The organism is Haloferax prahovense (assembly GCF_000723845.1).
GTDB lineage: Archaea > Halobacteriota > Halobacteria > Halobacteriales > Haloferacaceae > Haloferax > Haloferax prahovense.
In genome coordinates this window covers 69,479-93,639 of record NZ_LK053000.1, presented here as the reverse complement: position 1 = coordinate 93,639, position 24,161 = coordinate 69,479, and the positions used below count along the sequence as shown (strand labels likewise).

The 24,161-nt window shown below is 67.5% G+C and carries 23 protein-coding genes and 1 other RNA gene; 11 read left to right on the top strand and 13 right to left on the bottom strand.

The window, feature by feature from the left end; genetic code table 11:
• Positions 1-146: 146 nt before the first annotated feature.
• Positions 147-650: a hypothetical protein gene (locus BN984_RS19285; RefSeq protein ID WP_152420040.1), complete on the top strand. Its 504-nt coding sequence runs from the start codon at positions 147-149 to the stop codon at positions 648-650.
• A gap of 101 nt (positions 651-751) precedes the next feature.
• Here BN984_RS19285 and BN984_RS00455 read toward each other — a convergent pair whose 3' ends face one another.
• Positions 752-1,699, bottom strand: coding sequence for a DMT family transporter (locus BN984_RS00455; protein ID WP_008096581.1), 948 nt, complete (start codon positions 1,697-1,699; stop codon positions 752-754).
• 202 nt (positions 1,700-1,901) lie between these two features.
• Here BN984_RS00455 and BN984_RS00450 point away from each other — a divergent pair, with 202 nt between their 5' ends.
• Entirely contained in the window at positions 1,902-2,390 is a 489-nt protein-coding gene (locus BN984_RS00450; protein ID WP_004976442.1) for an Lrp/AsnC family transcriptional regulator, read from the top strand.
• 44 nt (positions 2,391-2,434) lie between these two features.
• Positions 2,435-2,710, top strand: coding sequence for a hypothetical protein (locus BN984_RS00445; protein ID WP_049967396.1), 276 nt, complete (start codon positions 2,435-2,437; stop codon positions 2,708-2,710).
• A gap of 16 nt (positions 2,711-2,726) precedes the next feature.
• Here BN984_RS00445 and BN984_RS00440 read toward each other — a convergent pair whose 3' ends face one another.
• Positions 2,727-4,835, bottom strand: coding sequence for a PAS domain-containing protein (locus BN984_RS00440; RefSeq protein WP_049967395.1), 2,109 nt, complete (start codon positions 4,833-4,835; stop codon positions 2,727-2,729).
• A gap of 238 nt (positions 4,836-5,073) precedes the next feature.
• Here BN984_RS00440 and BN984_RS00435 point away from each other — a divergent pair, with 238 nt between their 5' ends.
• Together BN984_RS00435 and BN984_RS19550 are read left to right on the top strand one after the other, a co-directional pair.
• On the top strand, positions 5,074-5,457 hold the full coding sequence (locus BN984_RS00435; RefSeq protein WP_008096587.1) for an SHOCT domain-containing protein: 384 nt from the start codon (positions 5,074-5,076) through the stop codon (positions 5,455-5,457).
• 168 nt (positions 5,458-5,625) lie between these two features.
• Entirely contained in the window at positions 5,626-5,766 is a 141-nt protein-coding gene (locus BN984_RS19550; RefSeq protein ID WP_181950668.1) for a hypothetical protein, read from the top strand.
• Positions 5,767-5,816: 50 nt separating this feature from the next.
• On the opposite strand, the gene BN984_RS00430 is transcribed toward BN984_RS19550, so the two are convergent.
• Positions 5,817-7,049, bottom strand: coding sequence for an MBL fold metallo-hydrolase (locus BN984_RS00430; protein ID WP_008096591.1), 1,233 nt, complete (start codon positions 7,047-7,049; stop codon positions 5,817-5,819).
• An 85-nt stretch (positions 7,050-7,134) separates the two neighbouring features.
• Between BN984_RS00430 and BN984_RS00425 the strand changes: the two genes are divergently transcribed.
• The gene (locus BN984_RS00425; protein ID WP_049967394.1) at positions 7,135-7,488 is read left to right on the top strand and encodes a hypothetical protein; all 354 of its coding nucleotides are present in this window, start codon (positions 7,135-7,137) and stop codon (positions 7,486-7,488) included.
• 81 nt (positions 7,489-7,569) lie between these two features.
• On the opposite strand, the gene BN984_RS00420 is transcribed toward BN984_RS00425, so the two are convergent.
• The 4 genes from BN984_RS00420 to rnpB all read right to left on the bottom strand — a co-directional run bounded on the left by BN984_RS00420 (position 7,570) and on the right by rnpB (position 11,145).
• Complete coding sequence (locus BN984_RS00420; protein WP_008096593.1) at positions 7,570-8,802, bottom strand: digeranylgeranylglycerophospholipid reductase; 1,233 nt, start codon at positions 8,800-8,802, stop codon at positions 7,570-7,572.
• 232 nt (positions 8,803-9,034) lie between these two features.
• Positions 9,035-9,346, bottom strand: coding sequence for a hypothetical protein (locus BN984_RS00415; protein ID WP_004976450.1), 312 nt, complete (start codon positions 9,344-9,346; stop codon positions 9,035-9,037).
• A 108-nt stretch (positions 9,347-9,454) separates the two neighbouring features.
• Positions 9,455-10,588, bottom strand: coding sequence for a zinc metalloprotease (locus BN984_RS00410; protein ID WP_049967393.1), 1,134 nt, complete (start codon positions 10,586-10,588; stop codon positions 9,455-9,457).
• A gap of 125 nt (positions 10,589-10,713) precedes the next feature.
• An RNA gene (gene rnpB / locus BN984_RS15150) (RNase P RNA component) lies at positions 10,714-11,145 on the bottom strand.
• Positions 11,146-11,295: 150 nt separating this feature from the next.
• Here rnpB and BN984_RS00405 point away from each other — a divergent pair.
• The gene (locus BN984_RS00405; RefSeq protein WP_004976452.1) at positions 11,296-11,898 is read left to right on the top strand and encodes a TIGR00296 family protein; all 603 of its coding nucleotides are present in this window, start codon (positions 11,296-11,298) and stop codon (positions 11,896-11,898) included.
• A gap of 88 nt (positions 11,899-11,986) precedes the next feature.
• On the opposite strand, the gene BN984_RS00400 is transcribed toward BN984_RS00405, so the two are convergent.
• From BN984_RS00400 to BN984_RS00390, 3 genes are all read right to left on the bottom strand, one after another.
• On the bottom strand, positions 11,987-13,144 hold the full coding sequence (locus tag BN984_RS00400) for a nicotinate phosphoribosyltransferase (RefSeq protein WP_049967392.1): 1,158 nt from the start codon (positions 13,142-13,144) through the stop codon (positions 11,987-11,989).
• 116 nt (positions 13,145-13,260) lie between these two features.
• Positions 13,261-14,691: an Hvo_1808 family surface protein gene (locus tag BN984_RS00395; RefSeq protein ID WP_008096596.1), complete on the bottom strand. Its 1,431-nt coding sequence runs from the start codon at positions 14,689-14,691 to the stop codon at positions 13,261-13,263.
• A gap of 45 nt (positions 14,692-14,736) precedes the next feature.
• A complete protein-coding gene (locus tag BN984_RS00390; protein WP_049913680.1) occupies positions 14,737-16,182 on the bottom strand; it encodes an Hvo_1808 family surface protein in 1,446 nt (481 codons plus the stop codon).
• A gap of 99 nt (positions 16,183-16,281) precedes the next feature.
• On the opposite strand from BN984_RS00390, the gene BN984_RS00385 reads away from it, so the two are divergent.
• Positions 16,282-16,854 (top strand): cysteine hydrolase family protein, encoded by a 573-nt coding sequence (locus tag BN984_RS00385; RefSeq protein WP_008096598.1) that lies wholly within the window; start codon positions 16,282-16,284, stop codon positions 16,852-16,854.
• 54 nt (positions 16,855-16,908) lie between these two features.
• On the opposite strand, the gene BN984_RS00380 is transcribed toward BN984_RS00385, so the two are convergent.
• The gene (locus BN984_RS00380) at positions 16,909-17,394 is read right to left on the bottom strand and encodes a PaaI family thioesterase (RefSeq protein WP_008096600.1); all 486 of its coding nucleotides are present in this window, start codon (positions 17,392-17,394) and stop codon (positions 16,909-16,911) included.
• A gap of 114 nt (positions 17,395-17,508) precedes the next feature.
• Between BN984_RS00380 and BN984_RS00375 the strand changes: the two genes are divergently transcribed.
• Together BN984_RS00375 and BN984_RS00370 are read left to right on the top strand one after the other, a co-directional pair.
• Complete coding sequence (locus BN984_RS00375) at positions 17,509-20,100, top strand: PAS domain S-box protein (protein WP_008096603.1); 2,592 nt, start codon at positions 17,509-17,511, stop codon at positions 20,098-20,100.
• A gap of 83 nt (positions 20,101-20,183) precedes the next feature.
• Complete coding sequence (locus tag BN984_RS00370) at positions 20,184-21,311, top strand: carbohydrate kinase family protein (protein WP_008096605.1); 1,128 nt, start codon at positions 20,184-20,186, stop codon at positions 21,309-21,311.
• Positions 21,312-21,511: 200 nt separating this feature from the next.
• Here BN984_RS00370 and BN984_RS00365 read toward each other — a convergent pair whose 3' ends face one another.
• A complete protein-coding gene (locus BN984_RS00365; protein ID WP_049967391.1) occupies positions 21,512-22,213 on the bottom strand; it encodes a helix-turn-helix domain-containing protein in 702 nt (233 codons plus the stop codon).
• A gap of 219 nt (positions 22,214-22,432) precedes the next feature.
• A complete protein-coding gene (locus BN984_RS00360; protein ID WP_049967390.1) occupies positions 22,433-23,344 on the bottom strand; it encodes a hypothetical protein in 912 nt (303 codons plus the stop codon).
• A gap of 54 nt (positions 23,345-23,398) precedes the next feature.
• On the opposite strand from BN984_RS00360, the gene BN984_RS00355 reads away from it, so the two are divergent.
• The gene (locus tag BN984_RS00355; protein ID WP_008096611.1) at positions 23,399-24,085 is read left to right on the top strand and encodes a lipoate--protein ligase family protein; all 687 of its coding nucleotides are present in this window, start codon (positions 23,399-23,401) and stop codon (positions 24,083-24,085) included.
• Positions 24,086-24,161 lie beyond the last annotated feature (76 nt).

Below are 24,161 nucleotides of genomic sequence, written 5' to 3'. Positions count from 1 at the left end.
GGCTCTTTGAATTTCTCGGTCGCTGGGAGTTTGCTGACGGTGTGCTGAATAGAGGGCGCACCTGTATCAGTAGAGTGTCCGAGAGGAGTACAATAGTTATTTGACATTTCACCGCCACTATTGTCGAGAGCGACAATAAGTGAATAATGGCAATCACATTTGAACGAAGAGCTATCCTCGGTACACTCTGTGGAATCCTCACCGGACTTGGAGCAGGGTGTCTAAGTAACTCATCAACGGGACTGAACCAGCAGTCGACAGCCACCTCGACTCCTGTCGGGACTGTCAACGAAGCAGACCTCACCGACTGGGAGCGGTCGACTGACTGCATAACGACTGGCGAACGAGACGACCTTGACGAGATGTACGATAGTGTAATCAAAGTCGAGCAAGTCAAGAACTCACTCAGTGGTGATTATGCTCCGATCAAATTTTCAGACCTCACAGAGGGTGAGAAGCAAATTCTCCGCACGGTAACCGAGAAGGGCGGGTATGCGACGTGTGATTTCCCGGACTCGTTTGGCAAATTCGTCAACCGTGTACGAGAACACAAGGGACGTCAGGAAGGTACGATGGTCTTTCTCAAACGAGATAATACATACTATGGCCTGTATGTGGAAATGACTGATCAAGGAATATCGTACACGTAACGTACTGACCGACCCACCCTCTGTCTGTATCGTACGACTTCTTTCAGGTTCTACGCATTTCAACAGACCCAGAAAACAGAGACAGCAGAACGAAGCCGAACCTACGCGGCGACCCGTCGCCGGACCGCGACGGCGACCGACACCAACATCTCCTTTTTCATCGCGGCGAAGCCGAAGAAGATGGCTCCGAAGCCGACGAGCGCCGTCGTGTCGATGACGTGTCCGAGGAGCGCCCAGCTCATGAGCGCCGCGACCACGGGTTCGACGTAGCCGATGAGGTTGAGTTCGGTCGGCCCGAGGCGGTCTAAGAGTTCGAAGTAGAGGAGGAACGCCACCGCGCCGGAGACGAGCGTCAGGTAGAGGAACGACGCGATACCGGCGGGGGCGAACTCGATAGTCGAAAGCGACTCGCCGCGGGCGAGCGCCCAGCCGTGGAGCAGGACGCCACCGAGGAGCATCGACCACGCCTGCATCGACTGGACCGGGAGGTCGCTCCGGAGCGGGCGGGTGAGGACCGCACCGAGCGCGAACGACACCGCCGCGAGGAAGATGAGGACGATGCCGAGTCCCTGCGCCGACCCGGACGACCCCGAGAACGCCGAGACCGGGTCAGCCACGAGCACGGCACCGGCGAACCCGGCGAGCAGCCCGAGCGTCCCGGTCTTTCCCAGCGACCCCTCGGTGAGGATAACGGAGGCGAAGACCGCAGTCAGGATGGGCGAGAGGCTGATGATAATAGAGGCCACCGCGCCGGGGACGTGTTCCTGTCCGAGGTAGAGCAGGCCGTGGTAGGCGGCGATGATGAACACCGCGCCGATGGCCGTCGCGAGCAGTTCGTCTCTGGCCTCGGGTCGCCAGCGGTCGGTGGAGTAGCAGGCGTACGCCAGCATCACGAGCCCCGCGAGTTCGTAGCGGAGCGCGGCGAAAGAGAGCGTCGGGAAGAACTCCAAGCCGACCTCGATAGCGACGAACGAGGTGCCCCACATCGCCGCGAGCGCGACGAAAAGCAGGGGCGTCGTCGGAATGTTTCTCCAAGTGGTTCGCGTCATGGTCGAATCTGTTTCAGTTCTCAGAGACGCGTCTTGTTAAATCCTTCTACAAGAGATTTGTTTTGAATTGAATTTTAGAGGAAGAATTCTGGGTTTTGCTGTTCTAAAGTTTCTATAATTCGTGATAGTTCGAGAGCGCGAGAGAGGTGGCGAAAACGGCGGACAGAACAAGGACTTACGTCACCGACCGCAACGAGAGGGTATGGACGAACGCGACGTGCGCCTGTTGAAGGCCATCGCGGACCTCGGGACGGGCAGTCCCGAGAAGCTACACGAAGCGACAGACATCCCTGTGTCGACCATCCACTACCGCCTGAACAACCTGAAGGACGACGGCGTCATCGAGAACGACCTCTACGACATCGACCTAGAGGCGTTCGGACTCGGCGTCACCGTGGTCGTGGAGGTGCTGGCGGACTACAGCGGGTCGTACGAGGAAGTCGGGAACAAACTGCTGGAGATAGAGGGCGTCACGCAGCTCTACTTCACCATGGGCGAGACGGACTTCATCGTCGTCGCCCACCTCGCGGACTCCGACCGCGTGGAGCGTCTCATCAGCGACTTCGAGGCGACGCCGGAGGTCGAGCGGACGAACTCGACGTTCGTCATCTCCGCGATGCGCGACAGCCACCGGGCGCTCCAGAGCTACACGCTGGAGACGCTCCTCGACGAGCTCGGCATCGAGGACTGAGAATCGGCCGGGGACGTATCACGGTTCGTCGCGTACTATCGACCATGTCGAACGACGTGCGAACGTGGCTGGTCGAACGGACCTACTCGGACGACGAACAGAACATCATCATCCTCGTGTACGCGACCACCGACGGGACGCGCTACCACCGCAAAGAACGCTCGCTGACGAGTTTCGGGTCCGACGTGCGCGACACCTACGCCGCCGTCGACGTGCCCGAGGACGAACTGGGCCGCGTCTCCGACGAGGAGACGAAAGCGGCGTACGCGGCCGCCGCGACCGAGATGGCCGAGTCGCACGAGCCGACCGACACGGTCTGAGAGCGTTGCGCTCGGCTCAGTCCGCCGACGCGAGCGGGAGCGAGACGACGACGACCGTGCCCGCGGGTTCGTTGTCCTCGAAGTGAATCTCGCCGCCGAACGAGTCGACCAGTTGGTGGACGAGGTAGAGCCCGAGGCCGGTTCCGGTACTCTCCAGTCCCTTTTCGCCCTTACCGAAGACGACCGACTTCCGCGCGTCGGGGATACCCGAACCGTCGTCGGCGATGCGGATGACCGCCATGTCGGCGTCGTCGTCCACGGTCGCCGAGACGGTGACGACGGCGCTGCCGTCGTTGTGCTGGACGGCGTTGTTGAAGAGGTTGCCAAGCACTGACGCGATGAGCGGGTTCGCGCGCACCGCCACGTCGGGTATCTCGCCGTCGACCTCGAACGTCGCGTGCGGGAACGCCTCGCGGCGGACCGCGAGTTCGCGCTCGACGGCGTTCACGAGCGACATCGGGCGCGTCTCGACGCCGCCGCCGCTCATCGTCTCCATCAGGTCGCGGGCGACCTCGGTTATCTCGATGGTGTGGCGACCCGTCGAGAGGATGCGCGAGAGGATGTCCGCGCCCGCTCCGTCGACGTGTTCCCGGAGTAGCTCCGCCCAGCCGACGACGACGGCCATGTCGTTTCGGATGTCGTGGCGGACGATTCGGTTGAGCGCCTCCAGTTCGGCGTTCGTCCGCTCGAGTTCGCGCTCGCGGGTGCGGCGGGCGGTCACGTCCTGAATCGTCCCTCTGAGCGCCGCCACCCGGCCGTCGCGGATGACCGGTTCGCCCCGGGTACGGACCCACAGCTCCGACCCCTCTGCGGTCACCAGTCGGTACTCGTCTTCCCACGGGATGCCCTCGGACCGACAGCGGTCCAACAGCTCGCGGACCCGGTCGCGGTCCTCGGCGGCGTAGAACTCGATGGCGTCGTCGACGTTCGGCTCGTAGTCGAGCGGCACCTCGTGGATGCGCTTGGTCTGGTCGGTCCACGCCAGCGTGTCGGCCGTGAGGTCGAGTTCCCAGCCGCCGACCTTCGAGATGCGCTGGGTGCGTTCGAGGAAGTCGCGGCTCCGTTCGAGTTCGTCCTCGCGCGCCTTCTGCTCGGAGAGGCTCTGGAAGACCATGACGTTGCGGTCGCCTTCGAGGGACGTGATGGAGAACCGAACCGGGACGAGCTCGTCGTCGGGCCGGCGAATCGCCACCTCGCCTTGCCACTTGCCGTCGGCTTCGAGTGCGGGCGGAATCGTCTCTCTGAGCCGTTCGAGCTCCGACTCGTCGTGGAGGTGGCCCCAGCCCGTCCCGAGCATCGACTCGGGGTCCGAGTAGCCGCAGATGTCGGCCGCGGTCTCGTTGACGTACGTGTGCCGGTCGTTCTCGGTGATGGTGACGCCGGCGTCGACGGCGTCGACCGCGCCCTTGAACGCCTCGAGGTCGCGTTCGCGCCGGCGCTCTTCGGTCACGTCCTCGACCGTCGAGATGAGTCGGTCTCGTCCCGATATCTCGGCGACGGTGAGGCTGACGCGAATCCAGACGGTGTCACCCGACGCGTTCTCGATGGGCCACGTGAAGACGTGTTCGCCCTCCTCGCGGGCGGTCTCGACCTCGTCGAGGGCGCGTTCGGCGTCGTAACCGGGAACGTCCGCGGTGACGTGAGCGGGGGTCGTGTCGATGACCGACGCGCGGTCGATGCCGAGGATGTCCAGATAGTGTTGGTTGATGTCGGCGAGTTCGAGCGTTTCGAGGTTGCGAACCGCGAGGCCGACGTTGACGGCCTCGAAGAGCGCGCGGTGGTCGAGCGAGCCGACGGTGTTGCGGGCGGCGTCGTAGACGACGTGCCCGAGGTTGTCGAGGTCGTGCTCGTCGGGGGTCGGCCGCTCGAACGAGACGAGCGGCACACCGTCGACGCGGAGTTTCGAGACGAGCGGTCGCCCCTCCGAGTCGGTGACCTCGGTCGAGACGACGAGACAGTCGATACGACTTCGTTCGAGCACCGCGTGAACCGCGTCGAGGCTGTCGGCAGTCGAGACGCGGACGTCGGTCGTGGCGTCGCCGACCGAATCGGGAAGTTCGGTCGCGAGACGCTCGCGAACGGCGGCGTCCCCGCTGACGACGAGGACGTTCAACCGACCAGGCATACCGGCGAGAGGACAGCGAGGTTCAAGTATGAACCGACAGCTGTCGGCGAAGAATCACGACTGGCGGGGAGCGAACGCTGCGCCCACCCGCGTCGAAGATTCCAAAGTCAGGGCGACGCAAAGCGGCGGAATAGAAGCTTTGCCGACGGCGGAGCCGAAGGCTCGAAGCGACAATCGACCTAAACGTGGAGCGCGTACTGACACCTGTGGGGCGGACACCACCGCTCCGGTGAACACTATGACGACAACAAACGACTCGACGCGACTCGCGGGCATCGTCCTGCTCGCGCTGGCCGCGCTGTTCGCGCTCCCCGTCCTCTTCGGGATGGCCGGCCTCGGCGGCGGCATGCCGATGGGGTGGGGCGGCGGCTGGATGCACGACACGTGGATGCACGGCGGAACCGGCGGGACCGTCCCGTGGTGGATGTGGGGGATGGGACTGTTCGGCCAACTGCTCGTCCTCGCAGTCGTCGTCGGCGGGGGCGTCCTCCTGTTCCGCGCCCTGCGCGACGGGGGCGACGGAGGCGACGACGCGCTCGACGAACTCCGCCGGGCCTACGCCCGCGGTGACATCGACGACGAGGAGTTCGACCGCCGCCGCGAGCGACTCGAACGCGACTGACGCGTCGGAACTCGGGACGGTCGTCGCGTTGCAGGCGAAACGAAGGGGTTCCGGCCAGGTAGCGGTCGGCGAAAGGCGGTCGCGGGGAGTCGGTGCACGGCCGACTCCGTCGGAGAGAGTGCGCACGCCGACCGCAACGACTAATATTATTTAGGCCAACCTAAAAGCATGAGTTCGGATTCATCCGATGGGGCGTTCGGCTCGTTCCTCGGTCGCTTTCGGTCGCGGCGAACGCGACTTCGCGTGTCCGCGTGCGTCGCCGCGAGCCGGTCGATAGAGGTCCCGGAAACGGACGACGAGCGCGACTGAGCGCCGGAGACCGGAGACGTCGGGTCGCTACGCGCTGGCCGCCGCGCGCCTCAGACCTCGACCGTCGTTCCGATTTCTGGAGCCGCGGCCTCGTAGCCGTCGGCGCGGAGTTCCTCGGCGAACGTCGCACAGCGGTCGCCGTGGTTCACGAACACCGGCGCGCCGCGGTAGTCGTCGAGAAACGACAGGAGCCCGTGCCGGTCGGCGTGGGCGGAGAAGTCGTACATCTCGGCGCGAGCGGCCACGGGGACGACCCCGCCGTTGAGTTCGCACCGGCCGCGTTCGACCAGTTCTCTGCCCGGTGTCCCCTCGACCTGATAGCCGGTGAGACAGATTTTGTTCGTCGGGTCTCGCCGAATCTCGGGGATGTACGTCATCGCCGGGCCGCCCGAGAGCATCCCGCTCGTCGTCACGATGACCGAGTTCTGCCGGGCGATGCGCTTTCGCTGACCGTCTCGACCCGAGACGATTCGGGCGTTCGACTTCGCCCGCTTGAGCGCCGCCGCGTCGCGGACGTAGTCGGGGTGGTTCCGGAGCATCCGCAGCACGCGCGTCCCCATGCCGTCGACGTAGCAGTCGATGTCGTGGGCGTCGAGCACCATGAGAAGCTCCTGCGTCCGGCCGATGGCGAACGCGGGGACGACGACGGTGCCGCCCTCCCAGACGGTCGTCCGCACCGACTCGACGAACCGCTCTTCGACGGTCGCGCGGTCGTCGTGTTCCACGTCGGAGTAGGTGGACTCGCAGATGACCACGTCGGCGTCCGGGCGGTCGGTCGTGCCCGAGACCAACCGCTGGTCGTCGGTGTGGAAGTCGGCGGTGTATAGCAGGCGCGTCTCCCCGTCGTCGACGAGGACGTGGGCGCTGCCGGGGATGTGCCCCGCGTTGTAGAACGTGACCTCGTGGCCGGCGGCCGCGAACGTCTCGCCGTAGTCGTGATGTTCCGACTGCTGGGTCATCCGTCGGACGTGCGTCTCGGTGAACGGGCAGTTGTAGCTCCCGCCGTGGAGTTTGAGCGTGTCGCGCGCGAGGGTCCGGGCGAGTTCGTCGGTCGGCGGCGTCCAATGGACCGCCGGCCAGTCGTCGCCCGAGAGGAGCGAGGGGACCGTCCCGACGTGGTCGAGGTGGCCGTGCGAGACGACGACGGCGTCGGGCTCGACGGAGCCGACGGGGAACTGCGGGGGGTTCCCGGTCAGCATCCCGTAATCGAGCAGCAGCGACTCGTTGACGAGAATCGCGCTGCGCCCGACCTCCTCGGCCCCGCCGAGGAACTGGAGTTTCATTGCCGGCAGTACCGACCGGAGGGGCTTTTGCTCGTCGGTCCCGCCGCACTCGACGCTTTTCACGCCGGCCGCCGTCTTCGGAGGTGTGACCGGCTCCGACCCCGAATCCCACCGCGGTGGCGACGACCTCGACCGACTGGTGACGACGCTCCACGACCGACTCGCCGCGACGGCGACCCGACCCGTCCGCGAGGCGGCGAGCCGGTGGCTCGGCGAGGCGGAGGCCGTCGCGGGCGACCTCGCGGTCGGCCCGCTCCCGGACGACGACGTGGTTCGGAGGCGACTCGGCCACGTCGAACACCTGCTGTCGAACGTCGGCGAAACCGAAGACGAGGCGGCGGACGAACACGTCGCGTCGGCGCGGGCGGCACTGGCCGACGCGCTGGCGACGCTCGGCGACGGCGGCGGGGAGCGCGACGAGCGCGACGAAAGCGAGTGAGCGGCGGAGAGAAGAGAGACCGCATCGAGACGAGAGACGAGAACCGCGGGGACCGAGAGAGATGCCCGTTCCGTCCGGCGCTCAGTTCGAGAACCAGTCCCTCGCGGTCGAGGCGAGGATAGAGAGGTCTTCGAACTTGAGCATGCGGAACATGGCGAGGGGACTGCCGCCGTTGGCGGCGTCCAACTGCTCGTTGGGGAGGCGATGGAGGTCTTCGAGCAGTTTGTCGTAGCGCTCGTTGGAGGCGCGGTAGAGCATCTCCGTCATGAACAGGCGGTTTTTGACCTTCGGCGCGACGCGCTCGTGCCACAGTTGGTCGTAGATGGCGAGTTCGGACGCCGAGGTGTCGCGGTCGGAGTTCGTGAGCGCGCGGTCGGCGGTCGCGGCCGCGGCCCGGCCCGAGCGCATGCATTTGTCGATGCCCTCGCCCCACAGCGGGTCGACGGTCGGCACCGTGTCGCCGATAGCCATGAAGTTGTCCGTGCTCATGCGGCCCGGAAGCTGGATGTGCGCGGAACCGCGGTGCTGTTTGCCCGCGATGCGCTCCGCGTTCGCGAAGCGCGGGTCGGTGTCAAGCCAGTACTGGAGGTAGTCGTCGATGGTGTAGCCCGACTTGGCGTTGTGGCGGTGTCCCTCGTTTTGGATGTAGCAGACGCCGACCTTCGCGGTGTCGCCGCCGGTGTGGAATATCCACGAGTAGCCGCCGGGCGCGATGTCGTGGTCGAGCCGAAGCATCATCGCGTCGGTGAGGTCGCCGTAGCCCTCGGGCGCGAGGTCCATGCCCTCGAACTCGAACTCGATGCCGATAGCCTGCTTCTGGCGATTGAGGTCGCACACGTCGAGGGCCTTGGCGAGCGGCGCGCTCGGTCCGGTCGCGTCGATGACGATGTCGGCGTACACTTCCTTGTCGCCGTTGTACCGGACGCCGACGATTTCGCCGCCCTCCATGATCGGCTTGGAGACGCGCGCGTCGAAGTGGTACTCCGCGCCGTCGGCTTCCGCCTCGTCGACGAGCCAGTTCTTGAAGTCCGCGAACTCGAGGACCGCACCGGGCTGGTGCCGGTGGTAGTGGTGGTTCGGGGACTCCAAGACGACATCGTCGGTGAAGTTCATCACGACCTCGTCGGGGATGTTGAACGAGGCCATCGTCGACGGGAACGTCCCGGCGGTCGACTTGTTGCTTCTGGAGGGGAACTCGTCTTCGGACTCGGTTTCGAGGACGCACACGTCGTAGCCTCGGGCGGCGAGGTCTCGTGCCGCCTGTCCACCTGCAGGGCCCGCGCCTGCGATAATCACGTCGTAGTTGTCTGTCATTGTAGAGTAGGCATCACCGGTAGGGTTGGTCGTACGCGTTACACACCCTTTCTGTAACAAGCGTGTAATCTGCTTTGGTTTTGAACGGTCGGAAATACGGGGGTGTCCGGTCGGGCCGCACCCGTCCGAGACGACACTCGGACGCGACGACAGCGACGAGAAAGTGGCGTATCGCTGTCGCTAGAAGCGAAAGAACGGACATGGAGCCACGGAACGGCAGGGAAGACGACGTTCAGGCTTTCGGGATGCGGCGGACTTGGAACTCGCGGTAGCCGCCGTAGGCGGCTTCGAGCGCCCCGAGCCACCAGTTCCAGCGCGTCGCGGGGCCGCCCTCTGGCGCGTCGCGCATGTTCCGCACGATTTCGTCGCCCGTGAGCGCCGCGCCGCGGTCGGCTTCGGCCTGCCCCGAGTCGGCGAGGTCGCGGGCCTGGCGCGCGACGACCCGACGCTCCGCATCGGTGCCCCCGAACTCGGCGAGCGCGTCGCGGAACGACTCCTCGTCGAAGGCGGCGTGGGCGTCACCGTGCCTGTCGGTGGGAATCACGACTGCTCCTACGGGGGCCGTCCCAAAGAAGGACTCGGCCGATTCGACCGGACGAGCACCGCCGTTTTCGGCGCGAAACGCGCCGGCGTGGGCGACGCGGCGACGGCGCTACGTCCACCACTCGCTCCGGCGCTCGTTGTACGTCGCGTTCCGGAACGGCTCTGGCTTTTCGTCGTCGGCCTCCGCGCCGAGGTAGTGTGCGGTCCAGTAGCCGACGTGCCAGCCGACGGCCTCGGTGTCGAGGTCGACGAGGATGACCCGGTAGCTACCATACGTCTCTAACGCGCCGTCCCCGTCCGGGTCGTAGCCGCTGGCGGCGGCACAGGAGACCGCGCCCGCGGCGCACGGCGAGGAGTCCGCAAAGGAGATGCGAACCTCGGCGTCCGCCGGGTCGTCCACGTAGGAGTAGGTGAGGTTGTCGGGCATCCCCGGCTCGCCGTCGGCGAAGTAATCGAGGGCGTGACGGACCTGCTCGCGGGCCGCGTCGGGGTCCGAGGCGTTCGCGTCGTCCACGTAAACCGTGAAGTTCGGGTCGTCCCACGGGAACGCCTTCTCGGTCGCGTTCGTCCGCGGGAGCGTATAGAGGATACCCGTGGCGTTCATTAGGTCGGCCGGCTCGTCGCCGTGGGCGAGTCCGAGGGTGTGGCCGAGTTCGTGTTCGATGATTTCGACCGTCGACTCGTCGCCGAAACCGGTCCGAATGTAGACCGTTTCGGGGCGGTCTATCTGCCGAGCGCGGGTGATGTAGGGAGCGCAGCCGACCGCGTCGGCCTGTCCGCTACACTCGGGGATGGTGTCGGAAAAGCGGACCACCATGTCCGGGTCGCGGGCGTCGGCGTCGACCTCGTAGTCGACCTCGTAGCCGAGGTACCGCGCGTCGTTCGCCTCCCAGAACGTCGTCGCCTCGCTCACGAGCGCGGTGTAGTCGCGGTCGGCGGCGGCGGCCTCGACGGCGACGACGACCGGCTCGGAGCCCCACGGGCCGTAGCCGGAGGCGGGCGTGAACGTCTCTGTCGGCTCGGGCGTCGGCGATGCGGTCGGCGTTGCAGTCGCGGTCGCTGGCGGAGCAGTAGTCGAGACTGCGGTCGACGGCGTTTCGGTGGTCGTCGCGGCCGGAGCGGTCGTCGAAGTCGTCGCAGTCGTCGCAGTCGTCGCAGTCGTCGCGTCGTTTCCGGTCGACACCGGTGCGGCACAGCCGGCGAGGACGACGAGCGCCGCGACGAGGAGGGTCGAACCGCGCATACCGAGACTGCGGCGGCGAACGGTCAAGAGCGTTTCCCGACGGCCCCGGGGCGGTTCAGTCGCTCGGTTGTCGGAGCCAGACACCGCGATTCGGCCGGTAAAGCGGCCGCTCAGCGTTCGAAAGCGGCTGAGAGGAGTAAGCCCCCTTCTGTTCGTCCCAGCATTCGGCTCAGCGTCCGCGTCCTTCTCGGGGCGAGCCCCGAGGGCGCGACGGGCGAACCCGACGCGCCGTCCGAACTACCTTCGCGGCGCGGACTTGCACCGGTGAGGATTCGCCGTTCCATCCGTTCTCGACCGTCAGAGATGGCGACGCCATCTCACTCCCTCTGCGGGTTAACTCCCTTCCCTTACGGGTCGGTTCGCACGCGGACGGGAGAACCGTCCGCGCCGGCGACGGCGGAGCCGTCGCGCGCGCATCATCGGTCAAGTCGAGCGGTCTCGTTTCTGTTCCAGCGCCAGCCGTCTCCGACTCCGGGCTTGCGCCCGGTCACCCGTTCGGACGGTGGGGGGACTTTCCTCATGCCCGTCTCGGGCACGGGAACTGGGCTCTCTCTGCCGACCTACCCTAGTCCGGTCGGTCGGATAAGCGGTTCGATTAACGGGGTCATACGCGGGTTTAGTCGCCCGTTATGTGGCACCGATTCTACATAACAACCCGATAACATTCGAGGGAAGCGTTGAAGTCACCACAGAACTTGAATGATAATATGTCCGAGGCGCAGACCGTACACCTCACCTACGAGGATGGGGCGCGGGCGGTCGAACTAGCGCGGGAATCGGTCGAATCGTACGTTCTTCACGGACAGAGAGAGCAACCGGGCAGCATGCGCGACGCGTTTTACGCCCGAACCGGGGCGTTCGTCCGCATCAAGTCGACACGTGGGCGCGGTCGGCTGCGGGGCTGTGCGGGCGCATATCGGGGGAAAGACCAGCTCGGTCACGCCATCGTCGACGCGGCCATCAAGGCCGCGTCGGGCGACTCGTGCCAAACCGAAATCGAAGCACCCGAACTCCCGAATCTGAACATCTCTGTTTGTATCGTCAACAATTACACGCTGACTAACGACCCAGTCGCCGACATCGAACTCGGCACGCACGGGGTCGCCATCGACGCCGGCGGCACCCACGGCTGGATGTACCCGACCCTGCCCATCGAGCTCGGCTGGTCGAAAGAGGAGTTCCTCACGAACGCCTGCCGCAAGGCCGGCCTGTCGCCGCTGGCGTGGCAGGACGACGACACCATGATTACCCTGTTCGAAGGGCAGGTCTTCCGCGAGCGCGACGACGGCGGGAGCGTCGAAGCGCTGTAAGTCGTCGCGGCGACGACTCGACTCCTTGGGGGGAGAACCAAACTGGCGAGCGACGGCACCGAGCGTCGCCGCAAAACGAGAACGCGTCTTACTCGTCGCCGAAGCCGACCAACTCGGCGTCTTCTCTGGCCCGCGTCGCGGCCGCGTCGATGTCGAAGTCGAACTCCGAGACGACCTCGCCGTCGCGGATGAGCGGTTCGAGGAGCGCCTCGCCGTCGGTCGGGCCGGGCCGCCCGCGGAGGGCGACGTGGTGGCCGCCGTCAGCCGTGCGGTAGACCTCCTTCACGCCGGAGAGCTTGCCCCGCTTGGCCGTGGGTTCGCCGTCGACTTCGACAATGTCGAGCGCGAAGTCAACCGGGTTGGCGTTCGAGATGTAGCCGCCGACGCCGAATCCCTCGACCACGTCCCGGAGGTGCCGGAGTTCCGCCGGCCCGAGGCCGCCGCTCACGAAGATGCCCACGTCCTCGTGGCCGCGGGCGTCGAGTTCCCAGCGGACCTCCCGGACGATGTGGCGGAAGTCGCCGCGGCGCGAGGACGTGGTGTCGAGGCGGACGCTGTCGAGGTCGTCGCCGAGCGTCTCGACCGCCTGCAGCACCTCTTCGGTCTCGTCGCCGTAGGTGTCGCAGAGAGCGACTCGCGGCACGTCCTCGTCGACGGCCTCGTCGAAGGCGCGGAACGCCTCCGCCTGATTGCCGCGGCCGAAGGCGATGAGAAGCGCGTGGGGCATCGTCCCCGACGCCTCCTTCCCGAGAATCTCGCCGGCGGCGACGTGCGAGAAGCCGTCGAGGCCGGCGACGAGGGCGCTCCGCTCGACCATCGCGGCGATGGAGGGGTGGACGTGCCGCGCGCCGAACGAGAGGACGGTCGAGTCGGGGGCCGCCGCGCGGGCTTCGAGGGCGGCCGTCGCACAGCCAGACGCGTGCGAGAGGAAGCCGAGAAGCGAGGTTTCGAGCCGGGCGAAGTCGAGGTAGTCACCCTCGATTCGCATCACGGGGCCGCCGTCGAACAGCAGGCCCTCGGGCATGGCGTCGACGTCGATATCGCGGCCGGAGAGCAGTTCTGCGGCGTCTTTCACGCCGGCGAACAGCTCGAAGTCGCCGTCGGGGAACTGGTCGGCCGTCACCTCGGCGACGACGCGGGGGTTCTTGCCCGCGTGTCGGAGGGTCGCCTCGGTCCGCTCGAAGTAGGCGTCGGTCGCGACGCCGCCGCGGATGGCCTCGGGACCGACGATATCGAAGTCACTCATTGGCGCGGATTCCACCCGGCCGATGAAAAAGGTGTATAATCGGTCACGTGCGTCGAAGAGGAATTTTCTTCGACGAATCGGAGCGACAGCTCCACCACGGTTCCGGGCCACTGGGTTCACTCCCGACGGTGAACCTCGTCTAACTGCTCCACCGTCGGTGCGTTGACGATGGTGACGGTGTTCCCCTCTCTCGTCACCCGATAGGCGTCCGCGAAGGGGCCGTCGTCGACGCGGTAGGTGTCCTCGCCCGCGTACGACCCGCCGAGGCGGAGCTTCAGCGTGTAGGTCACGTAGGCCCGCTCGAACTGCTCGGCGTCCGCCTCGGTATCCCAGACCGTCTGCCAGACGTAGCCGCGCTCGTGGGGGTTCGTCTCGTAGGTCTCGTCCGACGCCGGCCGGTAGGGAACCACCGCGTCGCCGGCCCAGCCCTCGGAGGGACCGGCCGTGTAGTTGTACGGCGAGTACGCGCCGGTGTCCTGTTGAAGCCGCGCCCGGTCGATTGCGCGGTGCTTCCAGAACGTGGCGAAGATGGACGCCTCGCCGACCGTGTCGGCGACGGGGTCGGTGTCGTAGCGCGTCCACGCCGCCGACGACCGGTCTTCGACCGTCACTTCGACCGGGCGCTCGTCGGGGTACCGCTTCGGGTGGAGAATCTGTTCGGTCGAGGCCGGACGGTCGGCGTAGGCGTCGTCGACAGCGGCCCAGCCGCCGCGCTCGCGCAGGTCCGAGACGAACGTCGCACCCTCGCTGTAGGGCGCGTAGATGGTCAGGAAGACCGGGTAGTCGTACGAGCCGCTTCCCGAACCGCTCGCCGGCGGCCGGGGGACGCACTCCCACTCGGTCTCACAGCGCTCCTCGTACAGCCGGTCGACGTAGCGGGCGTCGCCTTCGACCAGCCCGTTTTCGGCGAGTTGGGCGTCCTGCGTCGACGGCGACTCGTCGAGTCCGAAGTGCTGGTCCTGCAGGGCGTGGTGGAGTTCGTGGGCGAGCGTCCGGCGGTCGATGGTCGGCTGGTCGTCGTCGCTCACGATGACGATGCGGTCCTCCGAGGGCGAGTAGTAGCCGAGCACCGCGCCGCCGTACAGCTCGTCGAACACCTCGTCGATAGTTCGGTCCTCGCCGACCAACAGGAGCGCCTCCCACACCTGGTCGTTCCAGTCGCTGTGGACCGGGTCGGCGGGCTCCTCGGACTGATTCCGGTACTCGGCGCGCGAGATGACCTCGACCGGCACGGACTCTTCGAACTCCAGTTCGCGGACGACCTCGACGCGGGCCATCGTGCGGGCGACGAACGCCTCGCGCTCCGTCGCGTTCAGGCCGTCGGACTGGTTGACCGCGATGGACTCGTTGTGCCAGTAGCCGGCTTCCCAGCCCAGTCGGTCGGTCGGCGGGTCGTCGGGCCACGACCAGTCGTCGGCCGGGTCCGCGGTCCCGTCCGCGTCGTTGGGCGCGTCTCCCGCGGCGTCCGGGTCGGCGACGGGGGCGGCACAGCCGGCGACGACGAGGAGAAGGGCTGAGAGAACTGCGGCGAGGCGGCGGCGATTCATAGCGAGTGCAGGGGCGGGAGACGAAAAAGCGTCTCGACGCGGGGGTTACGACGCGAGCCCCGGTCGAATCTCGTCCACGTCGGCGGGTGCCGGGCCGTTGACGATGACGACGCGGTCGCCGGTGCGGACGACCCGGAAGGCGTCGTTGAACGAGCCGTCCTCGATGACGTAGATGCCGTCGTCCCGCTGGCTGGCGTCGTTGGCGCTGAGGATGTTCAGGTAGGCGTCGTGGAACTCCTGTGCGTCGCCGTCGGTGTCCCACTCGGTCACCCAGACGTAGCCGTACTCGGTCTCAGCGCCGGCCTCGTTGCGGTAGGGGAACAGGCGGTCGTTCGCCCAGCCGTTCGACGGCGCGGCGTCGTAGTTGTACGTGTCGTACCGCGAGTTCGTGTCGAGGATGGACTGGACGCGGACGGTCTGCGCGCCGGACGTGCGGGCCTGATACCAGAACATCGAGAACATCGACGCCTCGCCGACCGTGTCGGAGCCCTCGACGCCTTGTTCGGGGAAGGTGGTCCAGCCGTTCGTCCCCTCGTCGGCGAAGGAGATGGGGCGGGGCGACTCGTCGGTCACGTGGATTGTCTGTTCGGTGGACGCCGGCGGGTTGCGCAGGGCGTCGTTGACGGCCTCCCAACCGCCCTGTTCGTACAGGTCGTGGACGTAGACCGGGCCGTCGGAGTACGGCTGGTAGATAGTGAGCAGAATGCCGAGGTTTGGACCGCCACCGCCCGACCCGCCGCCGGAGCCGCCCGCGGCGGGCGTGACGACGCAGTCCCACGCGCCGGCGTCGCACTGCTCGACGTACTGCCGTTCGACGTACTTGGCGTCGCCCTCGACGATGCCGTCGATGGCGAGATCACCGTCCTGCGTCTCGCCGCGGAAGCGGGCGTCGGTCAGGTCGAAGTGCTGGTCCTGCAGGGCGTGAACCAGTTCGTGGATGAGCGTGGCGTTGTCGATGGTCGGCTCGTCGGTCGAGTCGGTGACGATTTTGATTTCGTCGTCGGACGGCGAGTAGAAGCCGAGGACCGAGCTCCCGGTCGTCTCGGAGATGGCGCTCGCGCTCCCGGTCGACTCGCCGGTGATAAAGAGCGCCTCCCACACCTGGTCGTTCCAGCGGTTGAACTCGGAGTCGGCCGAGCCGGAGCCACCGGCGTTGCCGCTGCGGTAGTCGGCGCGGGAGATGACGTCCACGGGGACGCGTTCGTCGAACTCCAACTGTCGGATGTGCTCGACGCGGGCCATCCCGCGGGCGACGTACGCCTCCATCTCGGACTCGTTGAGGCCGTCGGACTGGTCGACGTCGATGGCCTCGTCGTACCAGTAGCCGTCCTCCCAGCCGAGCACGTCCCGGTCGGGGTCGGCGAATCCGTCTCTGTCCGGGTCGGGCGTCGCGGGCGGCGCGTCACCGCCGGGCGCGGCCGTGGGGGCGGCACAGCCGGCGAGAACCAAGAGTAGGGCGGCGAAAACGGCGCGGAGACCGGTCGTTCGCATATCGTACCCTTGGACTCCGGAGTGAAGTACCTTGTCGGGTTCGAGCGTCGAATCGGGGCGGCGCGTACTGTTTTGGTCGTCCCGGCGCAACCGACGCGTATGGCACTCGACCCGAACCGAACCGCGGTGGTCGTCGTCGACATGCAGAACGGCTTTTGTCACCCCGACGGGAGCCTGTTCGCGCCGGGGAGCGAATCCGCAATCGAACCCGTCACGGACCTCGTCGACGCCGCCCGCGACGCCGGCGCGCACGTCGTCTACACCCGCGACGTCCACCCGCCGGAACAGTTCGACGGCAACCACTACTACGACGAGTTCGAGCGCTGGGGCGAACACGTCGTCGAGGGGACGTGGGACGCCGACCTCCACGGCGACCTCGACGTCCGCGACGAGGACCTCGTCGTCGAGAAGCACACCTACGACGCGTTCTACCGGACGCAACTGGAGGGGTGGCTCGACAGCCACGGCGTGGACGACCTGCTCGTCTGTGGCACGCTGGCGAACGTCTGCGTCCTCCACACCGCCGGGAGCGCCGGCCTGCGGGACTACCGGCCGATTCTCGTCACCGACGCGCTCGGCTACATCGAGGCGGGGCACAAGGAGTACGCCGTCGACCACGCCGACTGGCTGTTCGGCGAGACGGCGACCCTCGCGGACGTGGCGTTCGAGTAGGTCGACGGCCCCGCTGGGCACGACTGCGGCCGCGGCTGCGACCGTAGCCGCTCCTCACTCCCGAAAGAGCCGGTACGCGCCCTGTCCGGTGGCGACGGCGTCGTTCCAGTCGCTCGACGGCGACTGCCGGGCGGCCACGTCCGAGTCCTCCTCGGGGTCGGTGCTGACGACGGTGATGGTGCTCACGCCGACCGACCCACCGGCGCGGACGACCTCGGCGACCGCGGTCAGGTCGCCCGACGCCCGCCGCAGGTAGTTCACGTTGAGGTTGATGGTGGCGACGCCGCCGGCGAGCGGGTCGTCGAGCATCGTTCGGAGGGCGATGCCGCCCGCGGTGTCGATGAGCGTCGCCGCGATGCCGCCGTGGATGGTCGGCGGCGACACGGTGTTAGTGAGCTTCTCGTCGTACGGGATGGTCATCACGATGCGGCCGCGCTCGATGGCGTCGACGCGGGTGTTGAGCCACGACAGGTAGCCGTGTTCGTCCTCGATGTGCCGCTGGACGATTGCCGCGGCCTCGGCGGGAAAGTCCTCGGTCATGTCACGAACGAGTGTGTCAAATGGCATGTAACCGACGGTCGGAGGCGGTCTCGTCGGACACTCGTCAGGTCGGTATCACGTGAGATATATACAGTTTCCCGGACTGGTACGGGTATGAGCGATTCCCGCGTCGTCCTCGTCGACGAGTGCCCCGTCGACCTCGTCGAGGCCGTCGAGCGACGCGGTTTCACGACCGAGACCTGCGCGGGACCGGACGCGGTGTTCGACGCCCTCGACGACGGGGTCGGCGGCGTCGTCCTCTGCGGCGACGTGGACACCGAGTTCGTCTCCCGCGTCCGCGACCGAGTCGGCGTCGTCCCCGTCTTTTTCCTCGTCACCCGCGGGACCGCGGCCGCCGGCGGGTCGGCCCACGGAAGCGGGGCTATCGTCGTCAGCCTGCCGAAGACGCGGAAGGCGGCCGCCGCAGTCGCCGCGCGAATCGAGCGCACCATCGAGTTCTCACGGTGGGCGTCGAGCGGGCGCGACTCGAACTCGCTGTACCGGACTGTCGTCGAGCAGAGCCACGACGCCATCTTCATCGCGCAGGACGGCGACTTCCGCTTTTGGAACCGCCGGCTGACCGAACTCACCGGCCGGAGCGACGACGAACTCGCCGAGACCGCGCTCCTGGACGTCATCCACCCCGACGACCGGGAGAAAGTCAGGCGCATCTCCGAGACGCGACGGCGGGGCGGCGACGCGCCCGTGAGCTACGAAGTCCGCCTCGTCGACGCCGCCGGCGACGTCCGCGAGTGTGCGGCGAACGTCAAGGACATCGAGTACCACGGCTCGTACGGCGTCCTCGTCTCCATGCGCGACGTGACCGAACAGCGGGCGACGGAGGCGCAGTTCCGCGGCCTCGTGGAGTTGGCGCGCGACCTCGTGACCCTCGTCGGGACCGACGGGCGAATCAAGTACCAGAGCCCCTCCGCCGCCGACGTACTGGGCTTCGACCCCGGCGAACTGGTCGGAAGACGCGTCTCAGACGTGATTCACCCCGACGACTGGGAGCGCGTCGAGGCCGTCTTCGACCACGCGCTCCAGACGGGGGCCGACGGGACCGACCCCGTCCGGTACCGCCACCGGAACGCCGAGGGGTCGTGGACGTGGCTCGAATCCGTCGGAAGCAACCAGGCGGACACCTCGGTGGGCGGGTTCGTCGTCACCTCGCGGAACGTGACCGAGCAGCGGAGCTACGAACAGCGGCTCAAACGGTACGAGACCATCGTCGAGAGCATCGGGCAGGGCGCGTACGTGGTCGACGGCGAAGGCGTCGTCCAGTTCATCAACGAGACCGCGCTGTCGCGGACGACCATCCCCATGTCGGCGTTCGTCGGCCGGCACATCTCTGCGCTCCGCGACGCCGGGTATCTGGCCGCCGACCAGTACGAACGCGCCCAGGCCGCCCTCGACGCCATCCTCGACGGCGAGAGCGACCGCGAGCGGTTCGAAATCGAGCTGTCGCTTCCGGCGAGGAACTACGTGGTCGAGTTCACCGTCTCGCCCATCGTCGGCGACGACGGCGCTGTCGAAGGCGCGGTGGGTATCTCGACGGACGTCACGGCGCGAAAGCGGTACGAACGGCGGCTCAACGCGCTCCACGCCTCGACCCGGCGGCTGACGGGCGCGACGAGCCGCGAGGAGGTCGCCGAAATCGTCCGCGAGGCCGCCACCGAGGTCCTCGACTACGCGATTAGCGGCGTCCTCCTGTACGACGAGTCGCTTGACGCGCTCGTCCCCGCGGCGTTCACCGACGAGGCGTGGGAGGTATTCGGCGACGTGCCGCCGATTCCGCGGGGGACCGGCCTGACGTGGGAGGTGTTCGAGCGCGGCGAGCACAACCTCTACCGGGACGTGGAGTCGAACCCGAAGCGGTTCATCCTCGACGCCGGGGTCAGAGAGGAGCTCATCGTTCCGATTCACGACCACGGCGTGTTCTTCGTCGCCTCCCTCGACGAGGGCTCGCTGGCCGACCAGCGCATCGCGCTGGCGAAGGTGCTGGCCGCCAACACCCGCGCGGTCTTGGACCGGGTCGAGCGCGAACAGCTCCTGCGGCGGCGCGAGCGCGAACTCGCCAGCCAGAACGAGCAGCTCGAATCGTTCGCGTCGGTCGTCTCCCACGACCTCAAGAACCCGCTGAACGCGGCGATGGGCTACCTCGAACTCGCTCGCGAGCGGGACGACGGCGACGAGTTGGACCGCGTCGCCGACGCCCACGAGCGGATGGCCGGCATCGTCGAGGACGTGCTGGCGCTCGCGCGAAACGGCCAGACGGTCGAGCAGGCCGAACGGCTGTCGCTCGGTTCCGTCGCCGAGGAAGCGTGGACGACCGCCGCGAGCGACGCGCCGGAAGCGACGCTCACCGTCGACGGCGACGTCGCGGTCGACGCCCACCGCGGGCGGCTCAGACAGCTCCTCGAAAACCTCTTTTCGAACGCCATCCGTCACGGCGGCGACGACGTGACCGTCAGCGTCGGCCCCCTCGGCGACCGCGACGGGTTCTACGTCGAAGACGACGGCCCGGGGATTCCGCCGGACGACCGCCCCCGAATCTTCGAGGCGGGCTACACCACGAGTTCGGAGGGGACCGGCTTCGGACTCAGCGTCGTCATGAGCGTCGTGAACGCCCACGGCTGGAGCGTCTGGTTCGTCGAGAGCGACGCCGGCGGCGCGCGGTTCGAAATCACGACGGAGAGCGACCGCTGACGGCCTCCGAAAACGACCGCTGACGCCGCGAGAGTGTCGCCGCCGGCGGCAACACTAATTGGGGGTCGTCCGAACGGGGCGCCATGGAAACCCCAGACGAGACGACGGTCCGCGCGGTCGAATCCTGCCGGGAGTCGCTCCCAGAGACCGTCGACGGCGGGCGGGTGCTGTTCGGGTTCGACGGCTACATCGACCGCGTTCGGGAGTTCGTCTCCGAGCGGCAGTCGGCCGACGCCTACGAGCGGGTGCCGACGCTCGAAGCGTTCGCCGACCGCGTGAACGACTCGGTCGAAGCCGAGAGTTCGCTCTCTTTCGAGTGGATTCAGTCGAACGTCCGAACCGGCGGGCACGTGAGTCACCTCGCCCGCGCGTTCGACCGACTGGAGTTCGAGCCCGGGGTCGTCGGCTGTCTCGGCGACCCGGTCGAAGAGCCGTTCGTCGAGGAGTTCGGCCACCTCCCGCTGGAGACGCTCGGGTCGCCCGGCTACACCGACGCCGTCGAGTTCGACGACGGGAAGCTGATGCTCACCGAAATCGGCGCGCTGATGACGCTCGACTGGGCCGGAATCGAGTCGCGGGTCGGCCTCGACCGACTGGCCGAGTTGGTCGACGGGACCGAACTCGTCGGGATGGGCTACTGGTCGGAGATGCCCGAGCTACCGGACGTGGCCCGCGGCCTCCGCGAGGAGTTGTGGCCGACGCTGTCGGACCCGCCGGAGACGCTGCTTTTGGACCCCGGCGACCTCAGAAAGCGGGAGCCCGAGGTGGTCGCCGCGGGCGTCGAACAGGTGTCCGCGCTGGACGACGCGGTGCGCGTCGTCGCGTCGGCGAACCGCTACGAGACGCGCTATCTCGCGCGGTTGGCGGGCGTCGAGAGCGACGACTTCGGCCGCGAGTCGCAGGCGGCGTTCGACCACCTCGGCGTCAGCCGCTTCGCGGGCCACGGCATCGAAGCGGCCCACCTCATCGACGACGAGGGGGCCGCGACCGTCGGCGTTCCCCGGACGGACGACCCGGTGTTGACGACGAGTTCCGGCGACCACTTCAACGCCGGACTCGCGCTCGCGCACGTCCTCGACCTCGGCCGCGCGGAGTCCCTCGTCGTCGGCAACGCCGTCGCGGGACACTTCGTCCGAAACGGGTCGCCGCCGACGTACGACGAGGTCCGTGCGTTCGCCTCGGAGTACCTCGATTACTTCGACGCCGCTTAAATACCGATTGTCCACACAAGGGTCAGATATATTACTAGAATCGGCGTACCGATATGCGTCGGTGGCACCCCCCACACGGGCGCACCGCCGGAGAGACCGCAGGTCGCCTCCGTCGCGGTTCACTCTCGACACCACCGTGGCAATCCGCGCCCGGTTGCCACATCCCCACCACGGTCCCGTTCTGACGCGTCGTCGGCTCTTCACTCGGACCGCGAGTCGCGGTCGATGTCGTCGATATCGTCGATATCGTCTATCGCCGAGCCGACGAGGTGTCGGAGCGCTCGCCGGAGTCGCTGTGAGAGCGCCTGTTCGCTGATGCCCAATCGGCTCGCGATGTCGTCGAGGCCAGTCTCTTTCGGCGTCTCGAAGTAACCCCGTTCGAAGGCGAGCCGAAGCGCCGCGAGTTGCTTTTCCGAGAGGTCGCTGTCGGGCGGGTGGCGCTCGTCGAGGCGGGCCGGTTCGACCCGGCGCACGTCGATATCGATGTCGCGGGAGAGACACGCGTCGTGGAACCGGGTAGTCAGCTCGTTCGACGCGAAGTACACCGACAGCGACCAGCCGTACCTCGTGCCGACCATCTGCCGGACGATGCCGTCGCACTCGCGAATCGCCGAGATGATGCCGCCCTCGTGAGTCGCCCACTCACAGCGGTAGAGCCGTCCCTCGGGGCCGTCGGAGACCGGCTCGAAACACTCGATGTTCACGTGGTCGTCGAGGAAGTCGTCGAGCTCCTCGCGGTCTCTCCCGCGGGCGACGAAGTAGGGAACCGGCTCGCCCGACACCGGGATACCGCCGACGAACGTGAGTTCGAATTCGGGGTCTTCGAGCGTCGCATCGGGAGACACGCCGGCCAGCGGGTGACCGAGTTCGACCTCGTACCCGGTGTCGCGGTCGTCGGTCATCGCGGCACGGAGACGGCGGCGTCGAAGACCGAAGCGACGGTGCACGTTCGTATATCGAGTCTCACAAACAGAGAAAAATACGGACGAGCGAAGGATATTTTTTGCGGAGGCTCGGCCTTTCATAGTAAAGGCATTTAAAAACTAACCCCAAAATGGAGGGAGTCGGTCGGTCGGCACCGGGCGGCGCGTTCGTGTTAGTATTAAATCATTTCTGTCGAATCAATCGAGGCGCACCGGGTCGTCGCTGGGGCGAATCGCGACCGACACCTCGTCGCCGACGGCGAGGTCGTGGCCGGGACAGACGACCTTGGTCCCGAAGTCGATTCGGGACGCGAATAATGACAACCCAGTCATACGAAGTCCGTCGACGAGCACGTCGAAGTCGGCCCACGGAACGTCCCGGCCGGCGGTCCGACCGACTCGCTCGCCGAGGAGCGACAGGGATTGCCCGTCCGCGACGGGGGAGAGCGTGCCACCGAACCCGTAGTGGGCGAGGCCCCCGTCGAGGACGACGCCCTCGTCGCTGGCGAGGCCGACGAACTCGTCCGGTCCGACGTCCGCATCGGCGCGCGTCGGGGCGTCGAGGACGACGAACGTCTCGGCCGTCTCGACGATGGTTCCCGTCCCGTCCCAGTCGAGCGGCGAGACGGTCACGTCGGTCGAAACCGGGAGCGACCCCCGAGCGCGGTGCTGGTTCGCGTCCGCGGGGCGGAAGCCGAGGTGGACGTGGTTCGCGACCCACGGGGCGAAGAAGCCGGAGCGGACGAGCCGTCCCAGCGAGTCGCCGACCGCGACCTCGTCGCCCGCGGCGACGTCAGGTCGGACGTGGAGGATTCGCGCCACCAGTCCGTCGCGGGGGTCGTCGCCGGCGTCGCCGAGCCAGTCCAGCCCGGTGGCCTCGGCGTCGACGTCGACGAGCACGAGGTACTCGTCGTCGTGGGCGTAGGGCTTGTCGGGCGCGCGGACGGTCCGCGTCTCGCGGACGACGCCCGCGACGGGCGAGCGGGCCACCGGGTCGTCGTCCGCGACGTAGAGGTCGACGGCACAGCCGCTGTCGTGGGCGGGGTACGGCGAGTTGTAGAGCGAGAAGCGCTCGAAGTGCGAGAGGACCGACCGCGGCAGTCGCAGCATGGTCGTCGGGACGGGACGGGTGTGCTTAGGTACGTCGGGGTGCTTCCTTCGGGCATGCGCGTCATCCGCGGCCGCGGGCCCGACCGAGACGCAGACCGGGCGGTCACCGCGGCCATGCTCCGCGAGGCGGGCGAAACGGGCGAACCGGCCTTCCGGGCGTGGACGCCGCACCGACAGCTCGCGTTCGGCAGGCGCGACACCCGCGCCCCGCGGTACGACGAGGCCGTCGCCGCCGCCGAGGAGCGCGGGTTTCCGGCAATCGAGCGCTCCGTCGGCGGCCGGGCCGTAGCCTACACGGGAACCACCGTCGCGTTCGCTCACGCGCTCCCGCTCGACGACGCCCGAAGCGGACTCGACGCGCGGTACGAGGCCGGAACGACCGCCGTCGTCCGCGCCCTGCGAACGCTCGGCGTGCCCGCACGGCGGGGCGAGCCAGCGAACTCGTACTGCCCCGGCGACCACTCGGTCCAAGCGGGCGGGAAGCTCTGCGGTATCGCCCAGCGGGTCCGAAAAGAGAGCGCGCTCGTCTCCGGCGTGGTCGTCGTCGCCGACCGCGACGAGATTGCCGACGTGCTCGCGCCCGTCTACGAGGCCATCGAGGTCCCCTTCGACCCGGGTTCGGTGGGCAGCGTCGCCGACGCCGGCGGCCCGGCGAGTTCGGACGCAGTCTGCGACGCCCTCGAAGCCGTCTTCGTCGGCGACCCGGCGACCCGAGTCGAGGACGCGGTCGACATCGCGTGAGCGACTCCGGGCGTAACCGACGACGCGCCGACGCGGCCGGCCGCGGCCGCTCTCCGAACCGCGGTCACTACCCGAA

What these genes read in the sequence shown, in the direction of transcription:
- BN984_RS00445 (WP_049967396.1), top strand. Translation starts at nt 2,435, where the DNA reads ATGTCGAACGACGTGCGAACGTGGCTGGTCGAACGGACCTACTCGGAC.
- BN984_RS00420 (WP_008096593.1), bottom strand. Translation starts at nt 8,802, where the DNA reads ATGACAGACAACTACGACGTGATTATCGCAGGCGCGGGCCCTGCAGGT.
- BN984_RS00390 (WP_049913680.1), bottom strand. Translation starts at nt 16,182, where the DNA reads ATGCGAACGACCGGTCTCCGCGCCGTTTTCGCCGCCCTACTCTTGGTT.
- BN984_RS00405 (WP_004976452.1), top strand. Translation starts at nt 11,296, where the DNA reads ATGTCCGAGGCGCAGACCGTACACCTCACCTACGAGGATGGGGCGCGG.
- BN984_RS19285 (WP_152420040.1), top strand. Translation starts at nt 147, where the DNA reads ATGGCAATCACATTTGAACGAAGAGCTATCCTCGGTACACTCTGTGGA.
- BN984_RS00360 (WP_049967390.1), bottom strand. Translation starts at nt 23,344, where the DNA reads ATGCTGCGACTGCCGCGGTCGGTCCTCTCGCACTTCGAGCGCTTCTCG.
- BN984_RS00435 (WP_008096587.1), top strand. Translation starts at nt 5,074, where the DNA reads ATGACGACAACAAACGACTCGACGCGACTCGCGGGCATCGTCCTGCTC.
- BN984_RS00380 (WP_008096600.1), bottom strand. Translation starts at nt 17,394, where the DNA reads ATGACCGAGGACTTTCCCGCCGAGGCCGCGGCAATCGTCCAGCGGCAC.
- BN984_RS00430 (WP_008096591.1), bottom strand. Translation starts at nt 7,049, where the DNA reads ATGAAACTCCAGTTCCTCGGCGGGGCCGAGGAGGTCGGGCGCAGCGCG.
- BN984_RS00370 (WP_008096605.1), top strand. Translation starts at nt 20,184, where the DNA reads ATGGAAACCCCAGACGAGACGACGGTCCGCGCGGTCGAATCCTGCCGG.
- BN984_RS00395 (WP_008096596.1), bottom strand. Translation starts at nt 14,691, where the DNA reads ATGAATCGCCGCCGCCTCGCCGCAGTTCTCTCAGCCCTTCTCCTCGTC.
- BN984_RS19550 (WP_181950668.1), top strand. Translation starts at nt 5,626, where the DNA reads ATGAGTTCGGATTCATCCGATGGGGCGTTCGGCTCGTTCCTCGGTCGC.
- BN984_RS00410 (WP_049967393.1), bottom strand. Translation starts at nt 10,588, where the DNA reads ATGCGCGGTTCGACCCTCCTCGTCGCGGCGCTCGTCGTCCTCGCCGGC.
- BN984_RS00440 (WP_049967395.1), bottom strand. Translation starts at nt 4,835, where the DNA reads ATGCCTGGTCGGTTGAACGTCCTCGTCGTCAGCGGGGACGCCGCCGTT.
- BN984_RS00400 (WP_049967392.1), bottom strand. Translation starts at nt 13,144, where the DNA reads ATGAGTGACTTCGATATCGTCGGTCCCGAGGCCATCCGCGGCGGCGTC.
- BN984_RS00455 (WP_008096581.1), bottom strand. Translation starts at nt 1,699, where the DNA reads ATGACGCGAACCACTTGGAGAAACATTCCGACGACGCCCCTGCTTTTC.
- BN984_RS00450 (WP_004976442.1), top strand. Translation starts at nt 1,902, where the DNA reads ATGGACGAACGCGACGTGCGCCTGTTGAAGGCCATCGCGGACCTCGGG.
- BN984_RS00365 (WP_049967391.1), bottom strand. Translation starts at nt 22,213, where the DNA reads ATGACCGACGACCGCGACACCGGGTACGAGGTCGAACTCGGTCACCCG.
- BN984_RS00355 (WP_008096611.1), top strand. Translation starts at nt 23,399, where the DNA reads ATGCGCGTCATCCGCGGCCGCGGGCCCGACCGAGACGCAGACCGGGCG.
- BN984_RS00375 (WP_008096603.1), top strand. Translation starts at nt 17,509, where the DNA reads ATGAGCGATTCCCGCGTCGTCCTCGTCGACGAGTGCCCCGTCGACCTC.
- BN984_RS00385 (WP_008096598.1), top strand. Translation starts at nt 16,282, where the DNA reads ATGGCACTCGACCCGAACCGAACCGCGGTGGTCGTCGTCGACATGCAG.